17 protein-coding genes and 1 tRNA gene are annotated in these 21,192 nt (G+C 56.1%); 6 read left to right on the forward strand and 12 right to left on the reverse strand.

What is annotated here, in order from left to right; genetic code table 11:
- Positions 1-34: 34 nt before the first annotated feature.
- Positions 35-1,651 carry an alkaline phosphatase family protein gene (locus PHD76_10960; GenBank protein MDD5262353.1) on the reverse strand — a complete coding sequence of 539 codons (1,617 nt, stop codon included), beginning with the start codon at positions 1,649-1,651 and terminating at the stop codon, positions 35-37.
- A 9-nt stretch (positions 1,652-1,660) separates the two neighbouring features.
- On the reverse strand, positions 1,661-1,918 hold the full coding sequence (locus PHD76_10965; GenBank protein ID MDD5262354.1) for a hypothetical protein: 258 nt from the start codon (positions 1,916-1,918) through the stop codon (positions 1,661-1,663).
- Between the two features lie 84 nt (positions 1,919-2,002).
- Here PHD76_10965 and PHD76_10970 point away from each other — a divergent pair, with 84 nt between their 5' ends.
- Positions 2,003-3,487, forward strand: coding sequence for an MBOAT family protein (locus tag PHD76_10970; GenBank protein MDD5262355.1), 1,485 nt, complete (start codon positions 2,003-2,005; stop codon positions 3,485-3,487).
- A 10-nt stretch (positions 3,488-3,497) separates the two neighbouring features.
- Entirely contained in the window at positions 3,498-4,529 is a 1,032-nt protein-coding gene (locus PHD76_10975; GenBank protein MDD5262356.1) for a hypothetical protein, read from the forward strand.
- Positions 4,530-4,649: 120 nt separating this feature from the next.
- Here the strand turns inward: PHD76_10975 and PHD76_10980 are convergent, their stop codons facing one another.
- Complete coding sequence (locus tag PHD76_10980) at positions 4,650-4,880, reverse strand: hypothetical protein (protein MDD5262357.1); 231 nt, start codon at positions 4,878-4,880, stop codon at positions 4,650-4,652.
- Between the two features lie 94 nt (positions 4,881-4,974).
- Positions 4,975-5,457, reverse strand: a complete 483-nt coding sequence (locus tag PHD76_10985; protein MDD5262358.1) for a hypothetical protein — start codon at positions 5,455-5,457, stop codon at positions 4,975-4,977.
- 405 nt (positions 5,458-5,862) lie between these two features.
- Here PHD76_10985 and PHD76_10990 point away from each other — a divergent pair, with 405 nt between their 5' ends.
- The 3 genes from PHD76_10990 (at position 5,863) to PHD76_11000 (ending at position 8,146) form a co-directional block, all read left to right on the forward strand.
- Positions 5,863-7,419 carry an excinuclease ABC subunit UvrC gene (locus PHD76_10990; protein MDD5262359.1) on the forward strand — a complete coding sequence of 519 codons (1,557 nt, stop codon included), beginning with the start codon at positions 5,863-5,865 and terminating at the stop codon, positions 7,417-7,419.
- Positions 7,420-7,491: 72 nt separating this feature from the next.
- Positions 7,492-7,812 (forward strand): nucleotidyltransferase domain-containing protein, encoded by a 321-nt coding sequence (locus PHD76_10995; protein MDD5262360.1) that lies wholly within the window; start codon positions 7,492-7,494, stop codon positions 7,810-7,812.
- On the forward strand, positions 7,802-8,146 hold the full coding sequence (locus PHD76_11000) for a DUF86 domain-containing protein (GenBank protein MDD5262361.1): 345 nt from the start codon (positions 7,802-7,804) through the stop codon (positions 8,144-8,146). Before PHD76_10995 ends, PHD76_11000 begins: the two co-directional genes overlap by 11 nt.
- A 204-nt stretch (positions 8,147-8,350) precedes the next feature.
- Here the strand turns inward: PHD76_11000 and PHD76_11005 are convergent, their stop codons facing one another.
- Both PHD76_11005 and PHD76_11010 read right to left on the reverse strand, forming a co-directional pair.
- Positions 8,351-8,806 (reverse strand): type II toxin-antitoxin system VapC family toxin, encoded by a 456-nt coding sequence (locus PHD76_11005; protein ID MDD5262362.1) that lies wholly within the window; start codon positions 8,804-8,806, stop codon positions 8,351-8,353.
- 4 nt (positions 8,807-8,810) lie between these two features.
- The gene (locus PHD76_11010) at positions 8,811-9,059 is read right to left on the reverse strand and encodes a hypothetical protein (protein MDD5262363.1); all 249 of its coding nucleotides are present in this window, start codon (positions 9,057-9,059) and stop codon (positions 8,811-8,813) included.
- 200 nt (positions 9,060-9,259) lie between these two features.
- Here PHD76_11010 and PHD76_11015 point away from each other — a divergent pair, with 200 nt between their 5' ends.
- Positions 9,260-10,159, forward strand: a complete 900-nt coding sequence (locus tag PHD76_11015) for an NAD(P)-dependent oxidoreductase (protein MDD5262364.1) — start codon at positions 9,260-9,262, stop codon at positions 10,157-10,159.
- Positions 10,160-10,168: 9 nt separating this feature from the next.
- On the opposite strand, the gene PHD76_11020 is transcribed toward PHD76_11015, so the two are convergent.
- From PHD76_11020 to purL, 6 genes are all read right to left on the reverse strand, one after another.
- Positions 10,169-11,011, reverse strand: coding sequence for a hypothetical protein (locus PHD76_11020; GenBank protein ID MDD5262365.1), 843 nt, complete (start codon positions 11,009-11,011; stop codon positions 10,169-10,171).
- A gap of 196 nt (positions 11,012-11,207) precedes the next feature.
- Positions 11,208-15,332 carry a hypothetical protein gene (locus tag PHD76_11025; GenBank protein ID MDD5262366.1) on the reverse strand — a complete coding sequence of 1,375 codons (4,125 nt, stop codon included), beginning with the start codon at positions 15,330-15,332 and terminating at the stop codon, positions 11,208-11,210.
- Between the two features lie 195 nt (positions 15,333-15,527).
- Positions 15,528-15,612: transfer RNA gene (locus tag PHD76_11030), tRNA-Ser, on the reverse strand.
- 113 nt (positions 15,613-15,725) lie between these two features.
- Complete coding sequence (locus PHD76_11035; GenBank protein ID MDD5262367.1) at positions 15,726-16,070, reverse strand: hypothetical protein; 345 nt, start codon at positions 16,068-16,070, stop codon at positions 15,726-15,728.
- 89 nt (positions 16,071-16,159) lie between these two features.
- Positions 16,160-16,840: a phosphatase PAP2 family protein gene (locus PHD76_11040; GenBank protein MDD5262368.1), complete on the reverse strand. Its 681-nt coding sequence runs from the start codon at positions 16,838-16,840 to the stop codon at positions 16,160-16,162.
- A 194-nt stretch (positions 16,841-17,034) separates the two neighbouring features.
- Complete coding sequence (gene purL, locus PHD76_11045) at positions 17,035-20,976, reverse strand: phosphoribosylformylglycinamidine synthase (GenBank protein ID MDD5262369.1); 3,942 nt, start codon at positions 20,974-20,976, stop codon at positions 17,035-17,037.
- Positions 20,977-21,192 lie beyond the last annotated feature (216 nt).

Genomic DNA, 21,192 nt, shown 5'->3' on the forward strand with positions numbered 1-21,192 from the left:
AGTATGAGGCACGAACCGGACATTTCATTCCTTTTTATGGATTGGCTTTGAATCTGGCAAGCAGTGAGCGTCCTTCCAACAGGGCAACCGGAGCGACTCCCATCAGGTCAAGCAAAGTGGGATGGATGTCAAGGACATGGGCGGACGGCAATCTGCTGCCGCGCGGAATCCTCGGGCCTGAGATCATCATGAATCCCTCGGGAACATGTTGGCCGGCGCGAATTCCCGGAAATGGGCCAAGCGGGCCAAGCCGGCTGTGAACATGGCCGCAGGGATGGGGATGATCCCAAAGAACCACCAAATCGGCGGAGGGCAGCTTGGCATCTTCTTTTTGGCCTTCCTTGCGCGTGCGGATGATTTTTTTGACCACCGACCGCCCTGTTTCCGGATGTTTCAACTCCATCAGGAGTTCCTCCAATTCGGAACAAATGCTGTCGTAAGATGCCGGATCCACCACACCATGCTTTTCCCTTCCCCGAAGATTGATGCGGATGAAGCCGTCGGAAAATGAGGGCAGGGCGAAGGCCTTCATCTGTTGCCAGTACGAGCGATACCACAGGGCGGGCTGATAGTTCATTCCTTCGATGGTTGCAGGATGCTCCAGATATCCGTCCGCCCTGAAGAACTGCTCGATGCGCTGCGCCTGTTCCAGGGAAAGTTTTGAGCGCAGCCATTTGGCCCAACGGGGCATCCGGCAGCGCAGGTTCCAGGCTTCCATGACCCAGTCAAAAATTCCAGCCCGGCTTTCCGGTGACGGCTGTACGTTTTCAAAGTCCATGGCCTTGCGACCGGGAAACGAAAAGCGGAACAGCAGTTCCGGGAGTATGGCAATGCTGGACACCTCATCCGAGTTTTCCCGGATGCCTTCCACCGAAAAAAGAGCGAGATGCATGTCAGGCTCCATCCAGCCCCTCATTTTTCCAATGGCCGCGTCGGTTTTGATATAGATATTGCGCAGATAATCCCGGTTGTTGCCGCGTTGAAGGTAGTCTCGATTGGCCGCATGCTCGAAGAGATAGTGTCCTGCCAGATGAATTTCGCTGAATATGCCGAGGAACAAATCCCAGGGGCCTTGATCCCAGACCAGCCGGTACAGTTTTTCCCTCATTTCAACGCCCTGCAGGAGCCTTTCATGCAGGGCATCCAGGCTCTTTTTGTCCTGCAGAACCGCAAAATCGTGGCCGTTGCCGGGATGCATTCCCACTTCGCGGCGTATGGTCTCGGCCCAACCGGAAGGCTGCGCCGCAAACCCGCACATGGGCGCATGCGCACCCCAGCCGCGCAGTTGCAGGCCGTTGACCCCCTCGTGAAAATTCATTTGGGGCAAATCCAGCACGCAGACCCTGTGTCCCGGGCCTAACGCATAAAATGGAGGATATTCCGCAAGGTCGTATAAAGGCGCGTCGATGAGGGAATAATTGGACGGATCGAAGCGGAACTGCGACCAGTATCCGGTGCGTTCGGGGCTTTGCCCGGTGATGATGAATTGCTGGGCGGTCTCGGCCAGGGAATGTTCAAAGCTTTGCAGGGGAACGTAAAGCCCTTCGTCGCGGATTGAAGCCAAATGCGGCAGATGGCCCTGGTCCATCCATTGATTGACCAGCGCAACATCCGCTGAATCGAACGATAAAGCCACTACTCTTTTCGACATGGACACCTTTCAAGAGCCTGACACATGTTCCAAATGGCCGAAGTGCCGGGCGAGTTCCTGAAGCAACTCCGCCGGCAACGGACCTTTGCCGACAGAGCGTATATTTTCACGCAGATGCTTCACGCTTCCCGTTCCCACCAAAACGGTGGCAATATTGGCACAGTAGGCTGCATATCGATAGCCCAGCTCCACAGTTGAGTCCACATCATAACGGGCAACATGGAAAATCGGCGAAAAATGGAGGGAAGCACCTATGTAATCAGACATGCTTCCCTGCGGCGTCAACCTGACATGCGTTACTATATTATTGATTGATGAATCAGGCGTCCCGTAGCATCACCGGCCACAACGATGCTTTTCAATTCCTTCCCCTTCATTTTCTGTTTTCTGCCGTTGGCGGTTCTGGGCTTTTATTTGCTGGGCCGCTTCAGCCATCAATTGGCGGGTTTGTGGCTCTGCGCCGCTTCGCTCTATTTTTACAGCCAGTGGAACTCCCATTACGTTTGGTTGCTGCTCATTTCCATTACGGTGAACTATGGGTTCGGCTACGGGATCGCCCGCCTTGGCCACAGCCGGGCTCGGGCTCTCCTGATCGTGGCGATTGTTTTCAATCTGCTGCTGCTCGGGTATTACAAATACGCCGGTTTTTTCATCCACGCCTTTGACTCCGTGCTCGGAACAGGCTGGTCCCTTGGCCAAATCATTTTACCCCTGGGTATTTCGTTTTTCACATTTACACAAATCACCTTTCTGGTGGACAGCTACAAGGGCAAGGCCAGGGAATACAATTTTGTCCATTACCTGCTTTTCGTGACCTATTTCCCCCATCTCATTGCAGGCCCGATCCTGCACCACGCGCAAATGATGCCGCAGTTCGCTCTGCGACAAACCTATCGCATCAACTGGGAAAACAAAACCAGGGGCCTGATGGTTTTCACCGTGGGCCTTGCCAAAAAAATCCTGCTGGCCGACACCTTCAGCGCCTACGTCACCCCGGTTTTTGATTCGGCCCACACGGGCGCCACACCGCTGCTGTTGGAGTCGTGGATTGCCGTGCTGGCCTTTGCCTTGCAGCTTTATTTTGATTTTTCAGGTTATTGCGACATGGCCGTCGGCATTTCCTATCTCTTCAACATCAAGCTGCCGCTGAATTTCAATTCGCCTTACAAAGCGGCCAATATCATCGATTTTTGGCGGCGCTGGCACATGACCTTGTCCGCGTTTTTGCGCGACTATCTGTACATTCCCTTGGGCGGGAACCGGCACGGCAAAGCGCGGCGCTGGTTCAATGTCATGGCAACCATGCTGTTAGGCGGGCTTTGGCATGGCGCGGGATGGACTTTTGTCATTTGGGGCGGATTGCACGGCATTTATTTGGTCATCAACCACGCCTTTCAAAATCTCCGCCAGCGGATGGGATGGGATGAAGGCCGCTGGGGCTGGCGGGGGCGAATCCTGTCCACCGCCGCCACCTTCCTGGCGGTGACCGTTGCCTGGGTGTTCTTTCGGTCGCCAGACCTTAAAACCGCGGGCCACATGCTTTCGGGCATGATCGGCGGCAACCCTCTTACCTGGCATGCGAAGACGCATCTGGATCATTACTTTTCGGTCTATTTTGGATTGCTCGCGGTGTGGCTGTTGCCGAACACGCAACAGTGGCTGCGCCTGCGACAGGGGGATGAAAAAGAACCCGGGTTGAAGTCCGAACCGTCCGGATGGCTGGAGTGGAATCCGGACCGCTGGTGGAACTGGGTTTTGCCGGGAATTGTCCTGGCGATTGCCATTCTGATGCTTACCAACGGCAAGCCGTCGGAATTCCTCTATTTCCAATTTTAGCGTGGGTTATATGAAAGCCTGCTTCTTTAAAATTCTGTTCACGGCGCTGGCGGTCTTTGCACTGTACTTCCTGATTTTGTATGAGGTGCGCAGCCCGATCGCGGCCGAATACTGGGTGCATGAACTCATCGTCGTGAAGCGGCACCTGAGCGCGGACATGCCATCCCCAAAAATTATTCTTTTATCCGGTTCCAACACTCTTTTCGGGATTGACGCATCCGAAATGGAAAAGGAACTTAAGATTCCCGCGATTAATTTCGGACTCCATGGCGGGATGCGGCTGGAATGGCTGCTTGACGAGGGCCGGTCGCTGGCGAAACCGGGCGATATTCTCTTGCTTCCACTGGAGGCAGGATATTACGACGGAAGAGATTGGCAGGAATGGGAATTGAGAAATGTCCTGGCGTGGAACTCTCGATGGGTGGACAGCCTCAGCATGCCGAAACGCTTCTCGATTTTTTGCAAGGCCGGATCATTCGACATGGCGTTTGAGCTCGCGCAGGTAAAGACACTGCTGCTGTTTTCCCATGGCAAGTTTCCCGAACGCCTGCAAGCTCTCGAGCCTGAAGACAAAATATTTGCTCGGTTTAAAAGTGAACAGGGTCCGCCGTTGACCTTTGCCTACGGATTGAAGATGGACGATCACGGCACAATTCTGGGTGCGGACGACAGCCAATACACCGGCCCGTCAGAGCCAATGTCTTATCCCTCCGCCATTTCCCCCATGCCTAAAAAGCTCCTGGCGGAATTTGTGGCCGAGATGAAAGCGCGCAAGGTCCGGGTCTATTTTGCCCACAGCCCCTATGTGATGGATGGCAAGGCCGGGCCGGGATGGGAAGGTGCGGAGCGGAAGTTTCAAAAGGAAATCCGAGACTTGGGGTCCGAGGTGATTGACCGGCGGGAACAGCTTTTTTTTCCACGAGAATACTTTTTTAATACGAAATATCATCTCAACACACGGGGGAAGGAAGCGCGCACCAAAATTTTGATCGAGGCGTTGCGCGAAAAACTGGAGGAACAAAAGGTGGAGCCAACTCCTTGAAGTTCGCATTCATTTGAATGGGGTCAGCCCATGACAAGTGACGGATTAGTGCAAACAATTCTATGAAAAGAATGAGTTTTATCGCGGTGTGCGTTGGCTTTTCGATATCGATTGGTTTCCTCATGGCGGAGCCACCAACGGTTGCTCCTCAAACGGCCGTGCCGAGTGCCGCTGCTGGATCGCAAACACAGACAGCAAGCGCCGGCAACATTCGTGTTGACGGCATGGTGGATTGTCCCGGGTCATGATCCCAATACGTTGTGGATGATATTTTTCGATGAGGATGGTAAAGGAAATATGGCATGGAGCCAACAGCACATCGGCCAGGTGCCCCAATATCAAAATGGCCATGCCGGTTCCACGACATGCGTCGCGAGCGGGCTTCTTGACGTTGACAGATTAATTGACTTTAGTTTTCCGGCATGTCACGGCCCCCTTTTGCTTTTTAATTTCCGTTTTTCTTTTTGTTCCTGGCATCGTTGAGTTTTTGTTTGAGCTTGAGGGTTCGTTTCAGCACTGGGAGTGTGCTGAGATCCTTGTCACGCCCGGCAGCGGTCTTGCTGGCAATGACCCGTGATAAAGGTAAAACACGGACGGGATAGCCTCCAACATGCGAGATTCTGCATCCCACAAGCTCGGCGGCAAACGATCTTAGTCCGGAAGGCTCGAACACAACATTCACCTGGGTGCCGTCCTTCAACTCGTAAAAAGTGGGGGCGAGCAAAGTTCCTCCGCACTTTTGAACAATCTGATAGATGCGAACCACTTTCCTTTTGGGCAATTGTATCCAGAAATCATAATCCAGCGTGGACAAAGGAGCGCCTTGATCAACTGCCGCCATCATCCCGATCAGGATTGACGGAATTTTTTCCTGGTCGAGCGCTTGAAGGAATTCACCAAGCGCGCTGAATGAAGGCTGATTCGGCATCGTTCCTCGGGTGTTTTAGAGAAAAAAACGGCATGCTGCCATAGTTCGTCTTCGCTGACTCCCCTTGTACCCTGCAAGGCTTTAAAAATTTTACGAGCCGATTGTTGAATGTCGCTCTGCATTAAATAAATCCTAAGTAAAGCAATGTATGAAGGCGAGAATTTCTTTTTGGAAAGGAGTCAGGAGTGAGTGACGCTAACACTGGCGGTCTTTGGGATGAGACTACTGGGCCGCCCTTACAGGGCTTGCGAAACCATTTAATCCACTCGTACCCAGGGCGAATGCCCTGGGCTGGTGTTGGGTTGCCCCCTGAAAAGCGGTGTCGTGCCATTGCATTCCAAATGTGCCCCGCATCTTCCGGCCTGCTTTCACTCGCCTTGTTTATAAGTATGATATACTAGCCGGGTGAGCGAAGCTTCGAAATCCACCAGGACAGAACGCCCCGATCTGGGCCCCCAGGTGAGGCAATTGCCGCACAAGCCCGGCGTGTATCTGTTCCGCGACCGGCTGAACCGCGTAATCTACGTCGGCAAGGCACGGGATCTGCACAAGCGCGTATCCCAATATTTTCATCCCTCGCGCCGGATGTCGGCCGACCTGAAAACCCGCGCCCTGCTTGAAAGCATCTGGAACCTGGAAACCCATGTGGTCAAATCGGAACCGGAATCGATCCTGCTGGAGGGGCAGTTGATCAAGGAATACCGGCCCCGCTACAACATCAGCTTCCGAGACGACAAGCGCTTTTTGCTTGTTAAAGTCAATCTGAACGACCCGTTTCCACGCTTCCATCTGACACGGATCAAGAAGGACGACGGGGCTCGTTACTTCGGGCCGTTTGCGCATTCGGGCGCGTTGCGCAGCACCTTGAACCTGATGAAACGCAAATTTCATCTGAGGTCCTGCCACCCGGTCATCCCGGACGAAGGCGACTACAGGCATTGCCTGGACCATATTATTAAAAATTGTTCCGCCCCCTGTGTGAACAAGATCACCCGGGCGGGCTATCTGGCGCAGGTCAGACAGGCCTGTGAATTTCTCGAAGGCCAATCGGCGGAGATGCTGAAGGCGGTCGAGGATGAAATGAAGCGCGCGGCAACGGCATTGAATTTTGAGAAGGCCGCTTCTTTGCGCAACATGCTGGACGACATCAAGCTCACAACCAAACCTCAGCGCAAATTTGTACGCGAACTGCCCACAACCGTCCTGCCCGTGAAGGACATGGAAGCCTTGCGCGATGCGTTGCAATTGCCCGCCGTCCCGGCGGTGATCGAGTGCTTTGACATTTCCAACATATCGGTCACCCACAAGGTTGCGTCGATGGTTTGCTTTCGCAACGGCCATCCGGACCGCGACCATTACCGCCGCTACCGGATCAAGTCGGTGGAGGGCCAGGACGATTTTGCCAGCATGGCGGAGGTGGTTGGGCGCCGCTACACCCGGGTCTTGCGCGAGGAAGGTAAAATGCCGGACTTGATCGTGGTGGATGGAGGAAAGGGGCAGTTGGGGGCCGCGTTGAAAGAGTTGCAGAGGCTCGGACAATACAGCCAGCCGATCATCGGCCTGGCAAAGCAGAATGAGGAAGTTTTCCGGCCCATGAGCCCCTATCCGCTTGTCATGCCGCCGGAATCGGGGGCGTTACGACTGTTGCAGCGCATCCGCGATGAAGCGCATCGCGTGGCCAACGGTTATCATCAGCTTTTGATGAAAAAGCGGGTGGGCGAAAGCATCCTGGATGATTGTCCCGGCATGAGCCAGCGCAAGAAACTCGCGTTGCTGCGGCATTTCGGGTCGATTGATAAAATCCGCAAATTATCGCTGAAAGAACTACAAGAGGTTGAAGGCATCGGGCCAAAATTGGCGGGAAGCCTTGTGGATTTCTTGAGCCGGATCAAACACGATTTACCCCGGGAGACCGTGGTTCCGGGAAGTGTGGACTATGTGTTGAAGCGAAGCGGGGCCTGAGCATGATAAATGTGGTCCATTGTCACATTGCGGAACTTAAAGTTTTGCATTATAAGAAGAGGTATGAAAGGCATGTGCCGCCAGGCGCCTTCACTCGAAGCCGTCCGTACTGCTGTAAAATCGGCATGCAAAGGACGTCCGATACGTCGTGTCGAAATTTTTGGTTCTGTGGCACGAGGAGAAGGCCATGCTTGCAGTGATGTTGATTTACTCGTGGATTTTTTGCCGGAAGCGAAGGTTGGACTTTTTGAAATGGGCGCGTTGAAGGAGGATCTCGAGGAAATGCTCGGTTGTGCCGTCGATCTTGTCAGCCGGCGCGCCATCGAGAAAAGCGCCAATCCCTATCGCCAAAGGGCAATTCTCGCCGCACCGGTTACGATCTATGCCCGATGAGAAGCAAAACGGGCTATTAAAGGACATTTTTGATTCCGCGAGAGCTATCCGGCAATATCTCACAGGTGTAACCTGGGATGACTTTTTTAAAAATCCGGAAAAACAAGACGCAATATTGCGTCGGTTTGAAATTATCGGCGAAGCTGCAGGCCGCCTGGCACCTGAAACTCAGACGGCTTTCCCACAACTGCCATTCCGCAGCATGAAAGGAATGCGCAACATCATTGCTCATGATTATGGCGAGGTTGATTTGGACCAGGTGTGGAAAACGGCAACACGTGATCTTGACGGATTGATTGATACGCTGGAAAAGCATTTTGCCGCTTTACAATGAGTTTCTGGCCGCGCCACGCTGGCGCACAAGACGATCCTGGAAGAGGGGGCGATGGGGAAAAGCGTATTTATCCGCAGACAGACGCAGATTTGCATAGATGGAGAGATGACCTTGTGTCATCTCATATCAAATAATTGAGTTCTTGCGCAAAGCATCCCAAGAGGAATTCGTCTAGCGACTGCCGGACGTGAAAACACTATTGTTTCAGTTCAAAGCTGGAAGTTTGCGCGGAACAACTTTCAGCCCCGCCTGCGCGGCAACTTTCCGTTGCCGTTCATCGAAGGAAACAAATTCTTTGCATCCGATCTCGCATGCCGTGGCCACATGCAGGATGTCCGCCGACCGGGCAAGGGTGCGGGCCGTATTTTTGGCCGAAAGCCCTTCCGCCCGATGAAAGACCGAAGCCAGATCGTAGTTGGGTTTCGACAGGATGCCACCAGTCAGATCCGCGTGAAGCAATCCCAATGCCCCCCGCAATTCCGATTCTGTGATGTCCCTGCGTCCGTGTTTCAGCCGGAGAGCATTGCGAATCTCCAACTCCAAAAGATGGGGGAAAGGTATGGGCGGAGCCGTTGCCTGGATGAGCGCCACCGCTTCCGTGCTGGCGGTTTCGCGGATATACACTTTCAACAAAACCGAGGTGTCGAAATAAGCGTTCAAACGTTTAGTAGTCGCCTCTCATGTAGTCCACAATTTCACGCGTCGAGGCACCCTTTACCGGGCCGCGCGGAAACACTTTTGCGAGCCGGCCTTCAAAGTCGGGCCAGTCGATCTTCGCCTTTTTCTTGCGGGCGGGGGAAAGCGTGGCAAAAAAGCGTCCGCGCTTTTTGATTTCAACGGGCTCGCCTTCTTCAATCCATCGCGAGACTGCTGCGAAATTGTTCCTCAAATCCGCAACCGAGGCTGTCTTCATGATAGATAATCTATCATGGGACAGCATAACGGGCAAGCCTCGGTTTTTTACCCACGTCCATCCGTTTAAATCCGTGAGATCCGTGGTAAAAATAGTTTTTCTCCGCGTCCTTGATTTTTTTTAAAACCTGTCTTTACTCACGCAACGGGAAAAGGTAGATGATCCCTCCTTCAATTTTAAATTCCAACCCTGGAGAAAAAATGAGTGCTAAAATATCGAATCAAGTGGGTGTTGTTGGCGTTGGCCGGATGGGCGCCAATATGGCGCGGCGCCTGGCCGAAAAAGGATTCCAGATAGCGGCGGTCTATGATGTGCGCCGTGAAGCCGCCGTTGAACTGGCAAAGGAACTCAAATGCCACGCGGCTGAAAAACTGGCCGAGGTCACGGCGGAAGCCGGGTTCATCCTCACCGTTGTTTCCGACGACAAGGCGATGCGGAGCATTTTTACGGATCCGGGAGACAACCTGCTCAGCGGCGCCGAAGGACGCACCTTCATCAATTTCGCCACGGTTTCCCCGCAGGTGCATCTCGATGTGGAAAAAGCAGCCCAGAGTGCGGGCGCGGCGGCAATCGAAGCCTGCATGGCCTCAAGCATCACGCAGGCCCGGCAGGGGACCCTATATCTGATCCTCGCAGGCGATTCCGCCGTGGTCAAGAAGGCGACTCCGATGTTGGAAGCTCTCAGCATCGCGCGCCGCTACGTGGGTGAAACGGGCCGGGCGGCCCAGGTGAAAGCATTGGTCAACATGGTGATGAACATCAACACCGCGGGACTGGCCGAAGGGCTTGCCGTGGGCGACGCGCTGGGCCTCGATTTGAATATCCTGCGCGAGATTTTTTCCCAGACCGGCGCCAACTCCCGCGTATTGGAGACCGATGGCGGCGACATGCAAAACCGCGAACACGACTGCTACTTTTCCGCAGCCCATGCGGCAAAGGATTCAGGCATTGCCGTCTCGCTGGCCAAGGAGGCCGGGATCAAGGTCCCGCTGGGCGAAGCCACATTGGGCCAGTATCGCTTGATGATCGAGAAAGGCCTGGGCGAACTCGACAAATCGGGCGTCGCCGAGTTGACCTTCAAGGGGCGCGGCAAGAAATAGCCGCGTCTTTTATTTCCGCCATTTGGCCAGATTCGACTTCCAGATTTCCTCCGTTTTGGCGCGGAGGAAAATGGCGTCCTTCCAGACATCGGGGAAACATCTCAAACCATAGCCGCCTCTGATCGGGCCAAACTCGGGGCAGACGTAGATGACTTCGCCGCCCTTTGCTCCCGCCAACCAGCAGGCGATAAGGTCGTTGACGAACTCGAGGTAGGGTTTGATTTCGGGTGACTCGTTTCCTTTGCCGTCCGTGGCCGGGACCTGGCAGTGGTGGCCATTGAAGGGCCTGAAATGGAATTGCCGCGCAAGCCGAACCAAATCCGGCTTGACCAGAAGCCGCCCGGCATAGGGCGGGTTCAGATGCTTCACGACCGAGATGTGCGAAAAATCCCAGGAGAAGCGGATTTTTTTGCCCGTGGCTTTTTTATAGAGCGCGGCGATCTCATAAACTTTTTCGGGTGTTTCCGTGCAGGTGTCCCGGTGGACTTCGAGATCGGCCTGCAACCCCATTTTTTCCGCAAGCTCGGCCATCTTGACCCAGACGGCGGCGGCTTCCTTCGGCGGCGTGTCGTGGTCGCAGAGTTGCACGTTGATGCGGGCGGGGTTCACGGCCTTGGCTGCTTCGAGTCTCTCGCGGTAGCTCTTTTTGTTGCCGTCGATGTAGCAGACGTAATCCATGTCGTATTTTTGGCAGAGCGAAACCACTTCGGGCATGGGTCCGCCGCCCATGGCGTCGAAGCCGGCCTCCCTGGCCTGCTTGAATTTTTCTTCGAGGGACCACTCATTGGCCTTGGAGGGTTGTTCGGTCAAAGTCCAAAGTCCGGCAAATTGCTTGAGAATGGGGGTTTTCATGGGATGGCAAAATTGAAGCGTGCGGGCTGGAAAAGCCAGCCCATTTTACGGGGACTCAAATCACACAAAGAGGCAGCCTGTTAACCACCAAAGACACGAAAATCACGAACGGAAAACGGGGATTTAAACGTTCCTCGCGATCTTTCTGTAAAATGGTTTCCTGCTGTCTTCGTGGTTAAAAATGTGCCTGGCCTTACTATTTTCCAGCCGACGGAGGCGTAACGATTTTCTTTTTCCACATGCTCCGGAAAAGCTTGCCGCTGCTGAATTGGTCCCAGCCCCACTTGAGCCAGCGCAGGAGCGAGGAGGCGAGCCAGAGCGCCCAGACCAGCATGAGGAAGCGATACCACCAGATGGAAACGGAGAGGCAGCCGGGTTGCGGCAACGCGCCCTCGACCCGGGCCTTATACCATTGGAGCAGGGTGCGGGACGACCCATTGCCCTGGATGAACATTTCCGGATCGCCCAGCAATCCTGCTGAGACGACGCTGACAAACACGCCGAGCGCGCCTGCCGTCAGAAGCAGCAATACGATTTGCAGGATGTTATAGACCCAGGCGGGCAGTTTCTGGAAGGATTCGCGCCCGCGCCACACAAGGAAGAAGAACCAACTGATGACCGCAAGCGAGGCGAAGAGGTTCACCTGGGTGAGCCCGAGCGCCAGCAGCATCCATTCCAGGGGCCGGAGCGGGGACAAGGTCAGGCGGCCCAGCACCCAGGCCGCAAGCAGCGAGCAGGCGAGAATGCCCCAGAACCGCACGGCCGGTCCGCTCTGGGGGCCGTTTGCCCAGAGTACCCATCGATTTTCCGGCACGTGCAGCGCGGTCGTGATGTTGGAGCTTTCAACCGGCAACACAATGGAATCCGCTGCCGCATGCAGGTTTAGCGCCGTGTTGGTTTTCCATTGCACCAAAATCGTCTGGGCTCCGGGCCGGAGCGGGATGATGAGTTTGCCGCCGTCTTTGCGAACTGGAATGGACATGTTGTTATGTGTCAGGGCCGTGATGTCCGCGTCCTGAGGAAGACCGATTGCAAAGTCTTCGCCCAGGCTGCTCTCGAGATTGAGATTCAGCGTGGAACTGCGCTGCCGGTCGCCGAGCGCTATGTCATGCTGGACCTTGTGAATGGTGATGGTCGCGCCCTTGACGGCCTCCGGGCGGTTGATGGCAAGTTCGACATGTTCGCCCGGCCAGGGATGCCAGACGGGGACCAGATCGGCGCTGTTCGCCTGGAAAACGGGAGCAAGCCCGGAAAGGGTGACATTCCAAACAGGCGACGCCACGAGGAACCAGTGCTCGACCCAGGCATCGTCGGCCTTGGTGGCAAGGTTGAGGTGGTTGGTCACGGGCAGCTCACTCTCCCAGCCAAAGTACCCTTCATGCGCGCCGAGGCGCACCTCGATGAAGCCGTTTTTGACTATCATATTTGAAGAGATCACTTTTTCGCCGGGCAACAGTGGCACCAGAAGCGAGACAGCCTTGCCTTCGGGAGAGAGGCGGTTGACAGTGTTGTGAACCTGCCAGACCAGGCCGAGTTCGAGATGGCGTTCGAGCGCGGCAATCGTGTGGTAGTCCTGATGATCGTAACCGGCTTCGCCCGTGGTGGATTTTTGTTTCATGGCGAAGAACACCTGCTGTTCGGGGATGCCGTCGGGCCGCACACCGGTGTAAGTCCAGCCGGGGGCGTCGATGCTGACGCGCCGCGGCTTGAGCTGGAAAGTCCATTCCCACTCGGTGGCGTCGGCGAGCATTCCCTCCGCATGCACATGATGCACACCGGCGGGGAGGACCGCCCAGAGATAGCCGTCGTCCCGGCGCAGAACGGCTTCCGTCCTGCCATCGATGAGAACGCTGACCGGCGACCACGCGGGCAGGCGCCCGGGCAGGGGCACGGCAACACGGATGGCTGTGTGGATTTCGGTGTCCATGGTGATTTTACGATCTCGCAGTGAGATGGAAACCAACGGGATATCAGCAGCGTTCGGATAGGCATCGGGCGCTTCCATGAGGCGGTCGCGTAGAACGTGAAGCATGTCCCTGTCGGGCAACTGCGCCTGCGCGGACGTTAGGCTTCCAAAACCGATGCCGAAGAGCGCCAGGGCAAATACGGCGGCGCCGGGAATGCGGAAGAAGGGGAGTCGCAAGCGGCGCGCATCCAGCAGTACAGCCGCCAGAGCCAGTAAAAGCGCGAGGCGCAGAACGGTAAGCAAGCGTTGTAAAGGCAGGGAAATCAGAATGGGATAGACATGTTGCGTGGCGGATACCGGGCCGCTCCAGCCGAACTGGACGGCGTTCCATCTCCACTCGGGAATGCCCGGGCCGGTCTGGATCCGCGCCTTGGCATCGTACATCATGTTGCTGTTTTGGACGGCCTGCTGTAGAGCGCCATCTTTTCTGACTCCTTGCGACGTTACGCCGAATGATCTCCTTTTTGAAACTTCACTCTTCAATTCATCCTGGGCTTGAGTTGGTTCCGATACTGATGCTGGAGCAGCAACCGGTGCGCTTGGCGCATTACCATCTGTAAGCGTGGCATCATCTTGTCCAAGCATGGCATCTACACGAAATCCCTCGCCCCCACCTGCATTTTCCAACTGTGGATAAATGGCTTGCTGGACTTGGACGGCTACGAAGGGAACCAGCAGGCAAACGAGAGCCGCAACGGCGATGTATTTCCATGCCACGACGCAACGCCGGCCCCAGCCGGGCGGTACGACGCGGAGCAGCGCAATAGGTATGAGCAGAACCAGCCAGGCATAACGCGGGGCATCGGGTTCGTGATACGCCAGGGCAAAGGCGAAGAAAGCCAGCAAGCCCGCGGCGATTCCCCACAAGCGATAGACAGCCAGTGAAAAGATGAGCAGTAAAAAAAGATCCAGCAGCGACCACGCGGTCAGCCAGTCGCCGCGCACCCAATCCGCGCCAAACAGCGCGAACAAGCGCCAGCCGGGAGGCAGGTTAAGAGTGGCACTGAGAGAGTCCGCATCCGAACGCCAGCCGGTGGCGGAAAGACCCTTCACGCGATCCATGCGGCCGGTGGCTTCCAGGTTGAGGTTGCGTGTGCGGATTTCGATGCCAGGCGCACCGTTCTGCGGGTTGCGGGTGATGAGCTGGCCTTCGCCGTTGCTGCGCACAGAGCCGAGGTCCTGATTTTCAGCGGCGTCGAGCCGCCAGATTTGCTGCATGTTGCCGGTGATGCGGTCGCGGAAAATGAGGCCGCGCCCGTTTTCGTCGAGCCAGAGTTCGCGGGCGATGCGGAGGCCTTCGGGCTTTTGCAGGCCCATGCCGCGCATGCGTTCTTCCAGTTGGAAGGAGGAGTTGGTTTCCCAGCGATAGACCGGAAACGAACGCCACTGGTCGGGGAACGTGGTTTGTGAAACATCAATCGACGGCACGCCTTTGACTTCGACCATGCGGAAATCAGGCTGGGCGCGGAAGGCCACGAGTTCCTCGGCAACCGCGGGCGCCGCGCCCGGGGCATAACGGAATTCGGCAGGGTGAGTCAGGCGGAAGGCATGGGCGCGCACGATCCATTTTCCGGCGCGCACCTGGACTTTCATGCGGCCCTGTTCGTCCACTGCGACGGGAATGAGGCTATCGACCTTGGCGAGTTGCCATCCTTCGGGCAGGATGGAGCCGAGAGCCTCTTCACGGCTTTTGCCAGAGACACTTAATTCGACTTCGGTGCGCAGCCACATGGGAATGCCATCTTCGATCACGCGATAAACCTTCACGGCGAGGAAATCCTTGTCCGCCGTTTCTGTGCGGGCGCGCTTCAGCCAAAGAAATCCTTCGGCATCCCACGCGGGGGCATCCACGCGCCTGCCTTCGAGGGTCAGCGCCAGAATGCCGATCTCGCGGGGCAGGGCGATCCGCTGGGGCATGTCGTCCCAGTGATAAGCGCCTGTTAAATGATAGCTTCCGGCCGACAGGCGGACGGAAGGGTTGCCGTTGTGTTCCAGGACGGGAATGGGCGCGCCATTGGATTGCACTTCGAACGGCCAGACCTCGCGGCTGCCCGGCAGGGTGACCCAGGTTTCATTGAAGACGGTCAGATTGACATCGAAATGGCCGGCTGTGCGGTCCACCTCCAGCGACATGCGGGAAGGCCAAAAACTCAGGCGTTTGCTTGCATTCTGGTAAGGCGTGGGGGAGTCGCGGTCTTTGTCGTCCCAAGTGGCCCAGTCCTGCCAGGTTTTGAGGGGGTCGGGGATTTGTTTGCCGGGTTCCGCCGCCCGGGCGATTCCGGCGGGTGCGAGCGCGAGTACCGACAGCGCGACGAACAACAGTATTTGAATGGTGAGCGGCGTGGATTTTTTCATGATGGTTCCCAAGATAAACAATCCGTTGGATGGTTTTGTTAGAAGAGAGTGAGGAAAGTGTAAAAAAATTGTGACGGAAAGAAAGAACCATTTTAGCGGCAGATATTCACTTATTGAGAGCCTGTCGCATGGATTGCCGTGCCGTATGGCGGGACGCCCAAATATCCGTTGGGTTTTCAACCGGTATTAAACATGTGGACGGGGTGAGATTCGAACTCACGGAACCTTGCGGTTCAACGGTTTTCAAGACCGTCGCATTAAACCACTCTGCCACCCGTCCCTTAGATCAAAGGAAGGTAATAACATAGGAGCTCAGGGTCTGAACGGCAAGCGCGCAAAACCTGGCGTCTTGCGTTAAATTCAGTTTTCCATCCGTGCTAAAATCAGCACATTTCAATTATAGATTGTTTCGGGCGGCAATTTGGCGGCCCACTTGAGGTAACGCTGGAAACTTTCATCCGCCTGCACTGCTTCGATTGAATCCAGTTGTCGCGCCAACTCGCGGTCCTTGTGAAGCCGGTGCAGTTGGGTGTGGCATTGCAGGCAGACCGCCACCTCTTCAAATTTCTTTTCCCATTTCATTTTCCGGCGCAGCGACTCGTTCATGTCATGCACGACCGGGCGGGAACAAAAAATGCAGCAATCCGGCGGGGAGTTCAGACGCCGTTCCTCTTCCTCAACCTCCTGCAGGCGCCGCAGCTCCCGTTCTTCCCTCAGTTTATGTTTGCTCTTGGACATGTTAATAATGGATCGCTCCAGACCCGCGGACTTCTTCCTTGTCTTCCATATGCGCGTATCCGTGAAATCTGCGGTAAATGGTTGGGCTTTTATTCCTGTTTGAGTAAAACCGACCGCGCGGCTCTTCCGAATGCGATCCCAAATGCGATGCCAAAAACCGAGCCGACGAGAATATCCGTGGGATAATGGCGGCCCAGCTCCATCCGCGCCCACCCGACACCGCCCGCGTAAAACAGGCAGGGTATGCCGACTGGCGGCAACGTTACAGCCAGTGCCGTTGCCGTGCCGAAGGAAGTGGCGGCATGGCCGGAGGGAAAGCTGCGGTACTTGTTGTAATTCCAGCGCGGACCGTACATGCCATCCGCGGTTTCGGCCGACGGGCGCGGGCGGCCCACCGCAAAACTCACAAGATTGGCGCCAATTCCGGCAAAACTGGCCGCGAGAATGCAAGCGATGGCGGCGCGGCGCCAGTTTGATTTTTTTAAAATTAAACCCAGACCGAGGATGATGAGTCCGAACGGGACCGTCCAGGTCAGGTAATCCCCCCAATAACTGAGTTTTCGCGCCATCTGGGTCCAGTATTCCTGATGGGTTTGCAGTTGTTGAAGCCAGGCTGCGTCATGATGCCAGGTTTTTCGGGCTATTAAAACCAGCAGGCAAAGAACCACCAGGCACCATTTGCGCCAGCGCGCCACATTTCCAAGCCCCTGGCGGAGAATATCCCAGACGTCGGCGCCCGTTTCTTGCAGCCAAGGCGGTAATTTGCTCATGGCTGAAGCTACCACGGATAAACGTGGATGGACAACATTTGAACCACGGATGACACGGATTTATACGGATAAAAGACCAGAAACTTGAAACTGAAAATCCGCCACAGGACGGATTCGCCGGGTGCGAACTTGGAATCTAAAATTTGGTTAATACCGTCTTCTTAGCGGCTTGGCGTCCTTTGCGCGAGACATTGTCATCCCACCCAGGCGCGCGCGTTGCGGAAGAGGCGCAGCCAGGGGCTGTCTTCACCCCAGGCATCCGGGTGCCAACTCATTTGCAACGTCCGGAAAACACGCTCGGGATGCGGCATCAAAACCGTGAAACGCCCGTCCGCGGTGGTGACGGAGGCCAGACCCTGCGGGGAGCCGTTCGGGTTGAACGGATAGATTTCCGTGGCCTTGCCATACGAATCAATAAACCGCATGGCTGCTTTTACCTTGGCGATATCGCCTTGTTGTGAGAAGTCGGCATAGCCTTCGCCATGCGCCACGGCAATCGGCGCGCGGGTACCCGCCATGCCCTTGAAAAAGAGCGAGGGTGATTCCGCCACCTCGACGAACGACAGCCGGGCTTCGAATTTTTCCGATTTGTTGCGCGTAAACTTGGGCCAGGCTTCCGCCCCGGGAATCATCGATGCCAGGCTGCTCATCATCTGGCAGCCGTTGCAGACGCCAAGGGCAAACACATCCGCCCGATGGAAGAATGCCGAAAACATTTCTGACAACTCCGGATGGAACAAAATGGTCTTGGCCCAGCCTTCGCCGGCCCCGAGCACGTCGCCATAGGAAAAGCCGCCGCAAGCCACAAAGCCCTTGAAGTCGGCAAGCGATGCGCGACCGGCTATCAAATCGCTCATGTGCACATCGTGCGCCTCAAACCCGGCCTTGTCGAAGGCGTAAGCCATTTCGAGGTGTGAATTGACGCCCTGTTCGCGGAGAATGGCCACCTTGGGTCGTGCGCCTGCCGCGATGTACGGCGCGCTGATGTCCTCCGCGGGATCAAACGACAGATGCGGACACATGCCTGGATCGGCGGCATCGAGCAGGCTGTTGTATTCGGAATCCGCACAGACGGGATTGTCGCGCAATCTGGAGATGCGCCAGGAAACCTCCGACCAACTGCGCTGCAATTCGACGCGCGTCGCAGCGTAGAGTTTTGCTCCCGCATAATAAAGCTCCACAGCATCGGATTTGTTCAGGGTCCCAATTTCATGGCTGCAATCCGCCAGGCCATGTTTTACCAGAACTTGCTCCACGTTTGCGCGGTCCGATTCCCGGATTTGAATGACGGCGCCCAATTCCTCGGAAAACAAACCCGGCAGGATTTGAGCCGGAGCGGAGCCGACCGCGATTTTATCCAGGCTCAGTGAAACTCCCACATGCCCGGCAAACGACATTTCGCAGACCGTGGCAAAAAGGCCGCCGTCGGAGCGGTCGTGATAGGCCAGGATCTTGTTTTCCGTATTGAGCTTTTGGATCGCGTCGAAAAATTGTTTCAGGTCCGTTGCATTATCGGCATCTGGAGTTTCATTGCCGATCTGTTGCGTGACCTGCGCAAGAATGCTCGCCCCAAGGCGATTTTTGCCACGGCCCAGATCGATGAGGATCAGTAGCGTTCCGTTCTCAACCCGAAGTTGTGGAGTGAGATGGCGGCGCACGTCCTTTACCGGAGCAAAGGCTGAAACGATCAAGGAAACCGGAGCTGTCACTTCCTTCGCCTGTTTGCCATCGTTCCATTGCGTGCGCATGGAAAGCGAGTCCTTGCCGACCGGAATTGAAATCCCGAGCGCCGGACAAAATTCCATTCCCACCGTTTTCACGGTGTCGAACAGTTTTGCGTCCTCGCCCGGCGTGCCGCAGGCCGCCATCCAGTTGGCAGACAATTTTATTTTATCCAATGATTCGATGGGCGCTGAAGCAATGTTGGTGAGGGCTTCGCCGATGGCCATGCGCGCGGACGCTGGGGCATTGATGACAGCCAGGGGCGTGCGCTCGGAGATGGTCATGGCCTCGCCTCGCCAGCCCTTGTAACTCATCGCGGCAATCGCGCAGTCCGCCACCGGCGTCTGCCAGGGACCGACCATGGGGTCGCGCACCGACAAGCCGCCGACGGTCCGGTCGCCGATGGTAATCAAAAATGATTTGCTGCCCACGGTCGGGTGCCGCAATACAGCGGCGGCGACTTTCTCCAGTTCCAGCCCGTCAAGGTTTATGGGTGGAAATTTTTCCGCAATATGCGTGGCGTTGCGCTGCATGCGCGGGGGTTTGCCCAACAAAACTTCCATCGGCATATCGACCGGATGCGGCGCGGGCGGGCCGGCATCTTCCAGCAACTGCAGTTGCAGTTTCTTTGTGGCAGTACCCACAACCGACATGGGGCAACGCTCCCGTTCGCAGATGCGTTGAAAAAGTTCCAGGCTTTCCGGGGGAATGGCCAGGACATAACGCTCCTGAGCCTCGTTGCTCCAGATTTCCTTCGGGCTCAGACCGCTTTCTTCCAGGGGAACCTTGCGCAGATGGAAACAGGCACCACGGTTGGCTCCATGGACTAGTTCTGGAAATGCATTCGATAATCCGCCGGCGCCGACATCGTGAATGCTCAGGATTGGATTTTTTTCGTTCAAGGTCCAGCAGGCATTGATGACTTCCTGCGCGCGCCGCTGGATTTCGGGGTTGCCACGCTGCACAGAATCAAAATCGAGCTCGGCGGTGTTCGAGCCGGAGGTCATGGAACTTGCCGCGCCGCCGCCCATGCCGATTCGCATGCCCGGCCCGCCTATCTGGATTAGCAGTGTGCCTTCCGGCAGGTCCTCAGATTTAAACGTGTTCAGGTCGGTAATGTTCCCGATTCCGCCCGCGATCATGATGGGCTTGTGGTATCCAAACACTCTTCCCGCCACGTTTTGTTCGTACACGCGGAAGTAACCGCCCAGCACTGGGCGCCCGAATTCGTTGTTGAAAGCCGCGCCACCGAGGGGGCCGTCGATCATGATTTGCAGCGGTGTGGAAATGCGGTCCGGCTGGCCGTAGCGCCCAGTTTTTTTCTGGGCGTGGGGCTTGGTTGTATCAGCGGCATTTTCCCAAGACTCGACAGCGTTCGGCAGATATAAGTTTGAAACGGTAAAGCCTGTCAGCCCGACCTTGGGTTTGGCGCCGCGCCCCGTCGCTCCCTCGTCACGGATCTCGCCGCCCGCGCCGGTGGAAGCCCCGGGAAACGGGGAAATGGCCGTCGGGTGGTTGTGTGTTTCCACCTTCATGAGTGTGTGCATGAGGCGTTCCCCGCGTTCATACTTATGCGTGGCGCTATCCGGATGCCAGGTATCCACAAGCGCGCCTTCCATCACGGAAGCGTTGTCGGAGTAGGCGGACACTGTGCCCGCAGGGTTCAGCTTGTGCGTGTTTTTGATCATCTGGAACAGGGAGAGATCCTGCGCCTGGCCGTCGATGGTCCATTGGGCGTTGAAGATTTTATGGCGGCAATGCTCGCTGTTGGCCTGCGCGAACATCATCAGCTCAACGTCCGTGGGATTGCGTTTCAGCGACGTGAAAGCCTGCACCAGATAATCGATTTCATCCTCCGCGAGCGCCAGCCCGAGCGTACGGTTGGCTTCGACCAATGCGGAATGGCCGGCGCCCAGTACATCGACAGTCTGCAGTGGCTTGGCGGGCAGTTCGTCAAAAAGATGCCGCGCGTCGTCACGCGAAGCTGCAACCGATTCGGTCATGCGGTCATGCAGAATAGCCGCAAGTTCTTGCCGCGTTTGCGGGTCCAACGTTTTTTTGTTGGAGATGGTATAGGCAATTCCGCGCTCGATGCGGCGCACGGTGCCGAGGCCGCAGTTATGGGCGATATCGGTGGCTTTGCTGGCCCAGGGGGAAATGGTTCCGAAACGCGGAATGACCAGGAACAACTCGCCGTCGGGTGCTTTGTCCGCGGGTTCGCCGTAGGCAAGCAGGGCCGTGATTTGTTTTGTTTCGACCGGGTTGAGCGGAGCTGTGCTTGCGACGAAATGTACATATTGGGCATGCAGATCCAGGACATCCGCATGGACCTTGCGCAGGGCCGCCAAAAGCCGTTGCTTGCGGAAGTCGGACAGGGCGCAAGCGCCGGGGAAACAGACAATTGGGCTCATCATGAAGAATGACCATTAAGCTGGAAGAATGCCACGAAGTCAATTCAGCGGGTGGAAGGATAGTGTCCTAATTTGAGAATCTGGTGGTGGCCTGACCCCCGATTTGGGACAGATCAAAAATATAGTTTGATCCCTTGGTTGATGTTGTTGTTCATGCTGTCAGACGCAGCGGAGGGCGTAGCCCGAAGCGGAGTCTGACAGCGGGCCGCATACTCCTGC

The organism is Candidatus Methylacidiphilales bacterium (assembly GCA_028713655.1).
Taxonomy (GTDB): Bacteria; Verrucomicrobiota; Verrucomicrobiia; order Methylacidiphilales; family JAAUTS01; genus JAQTNW01.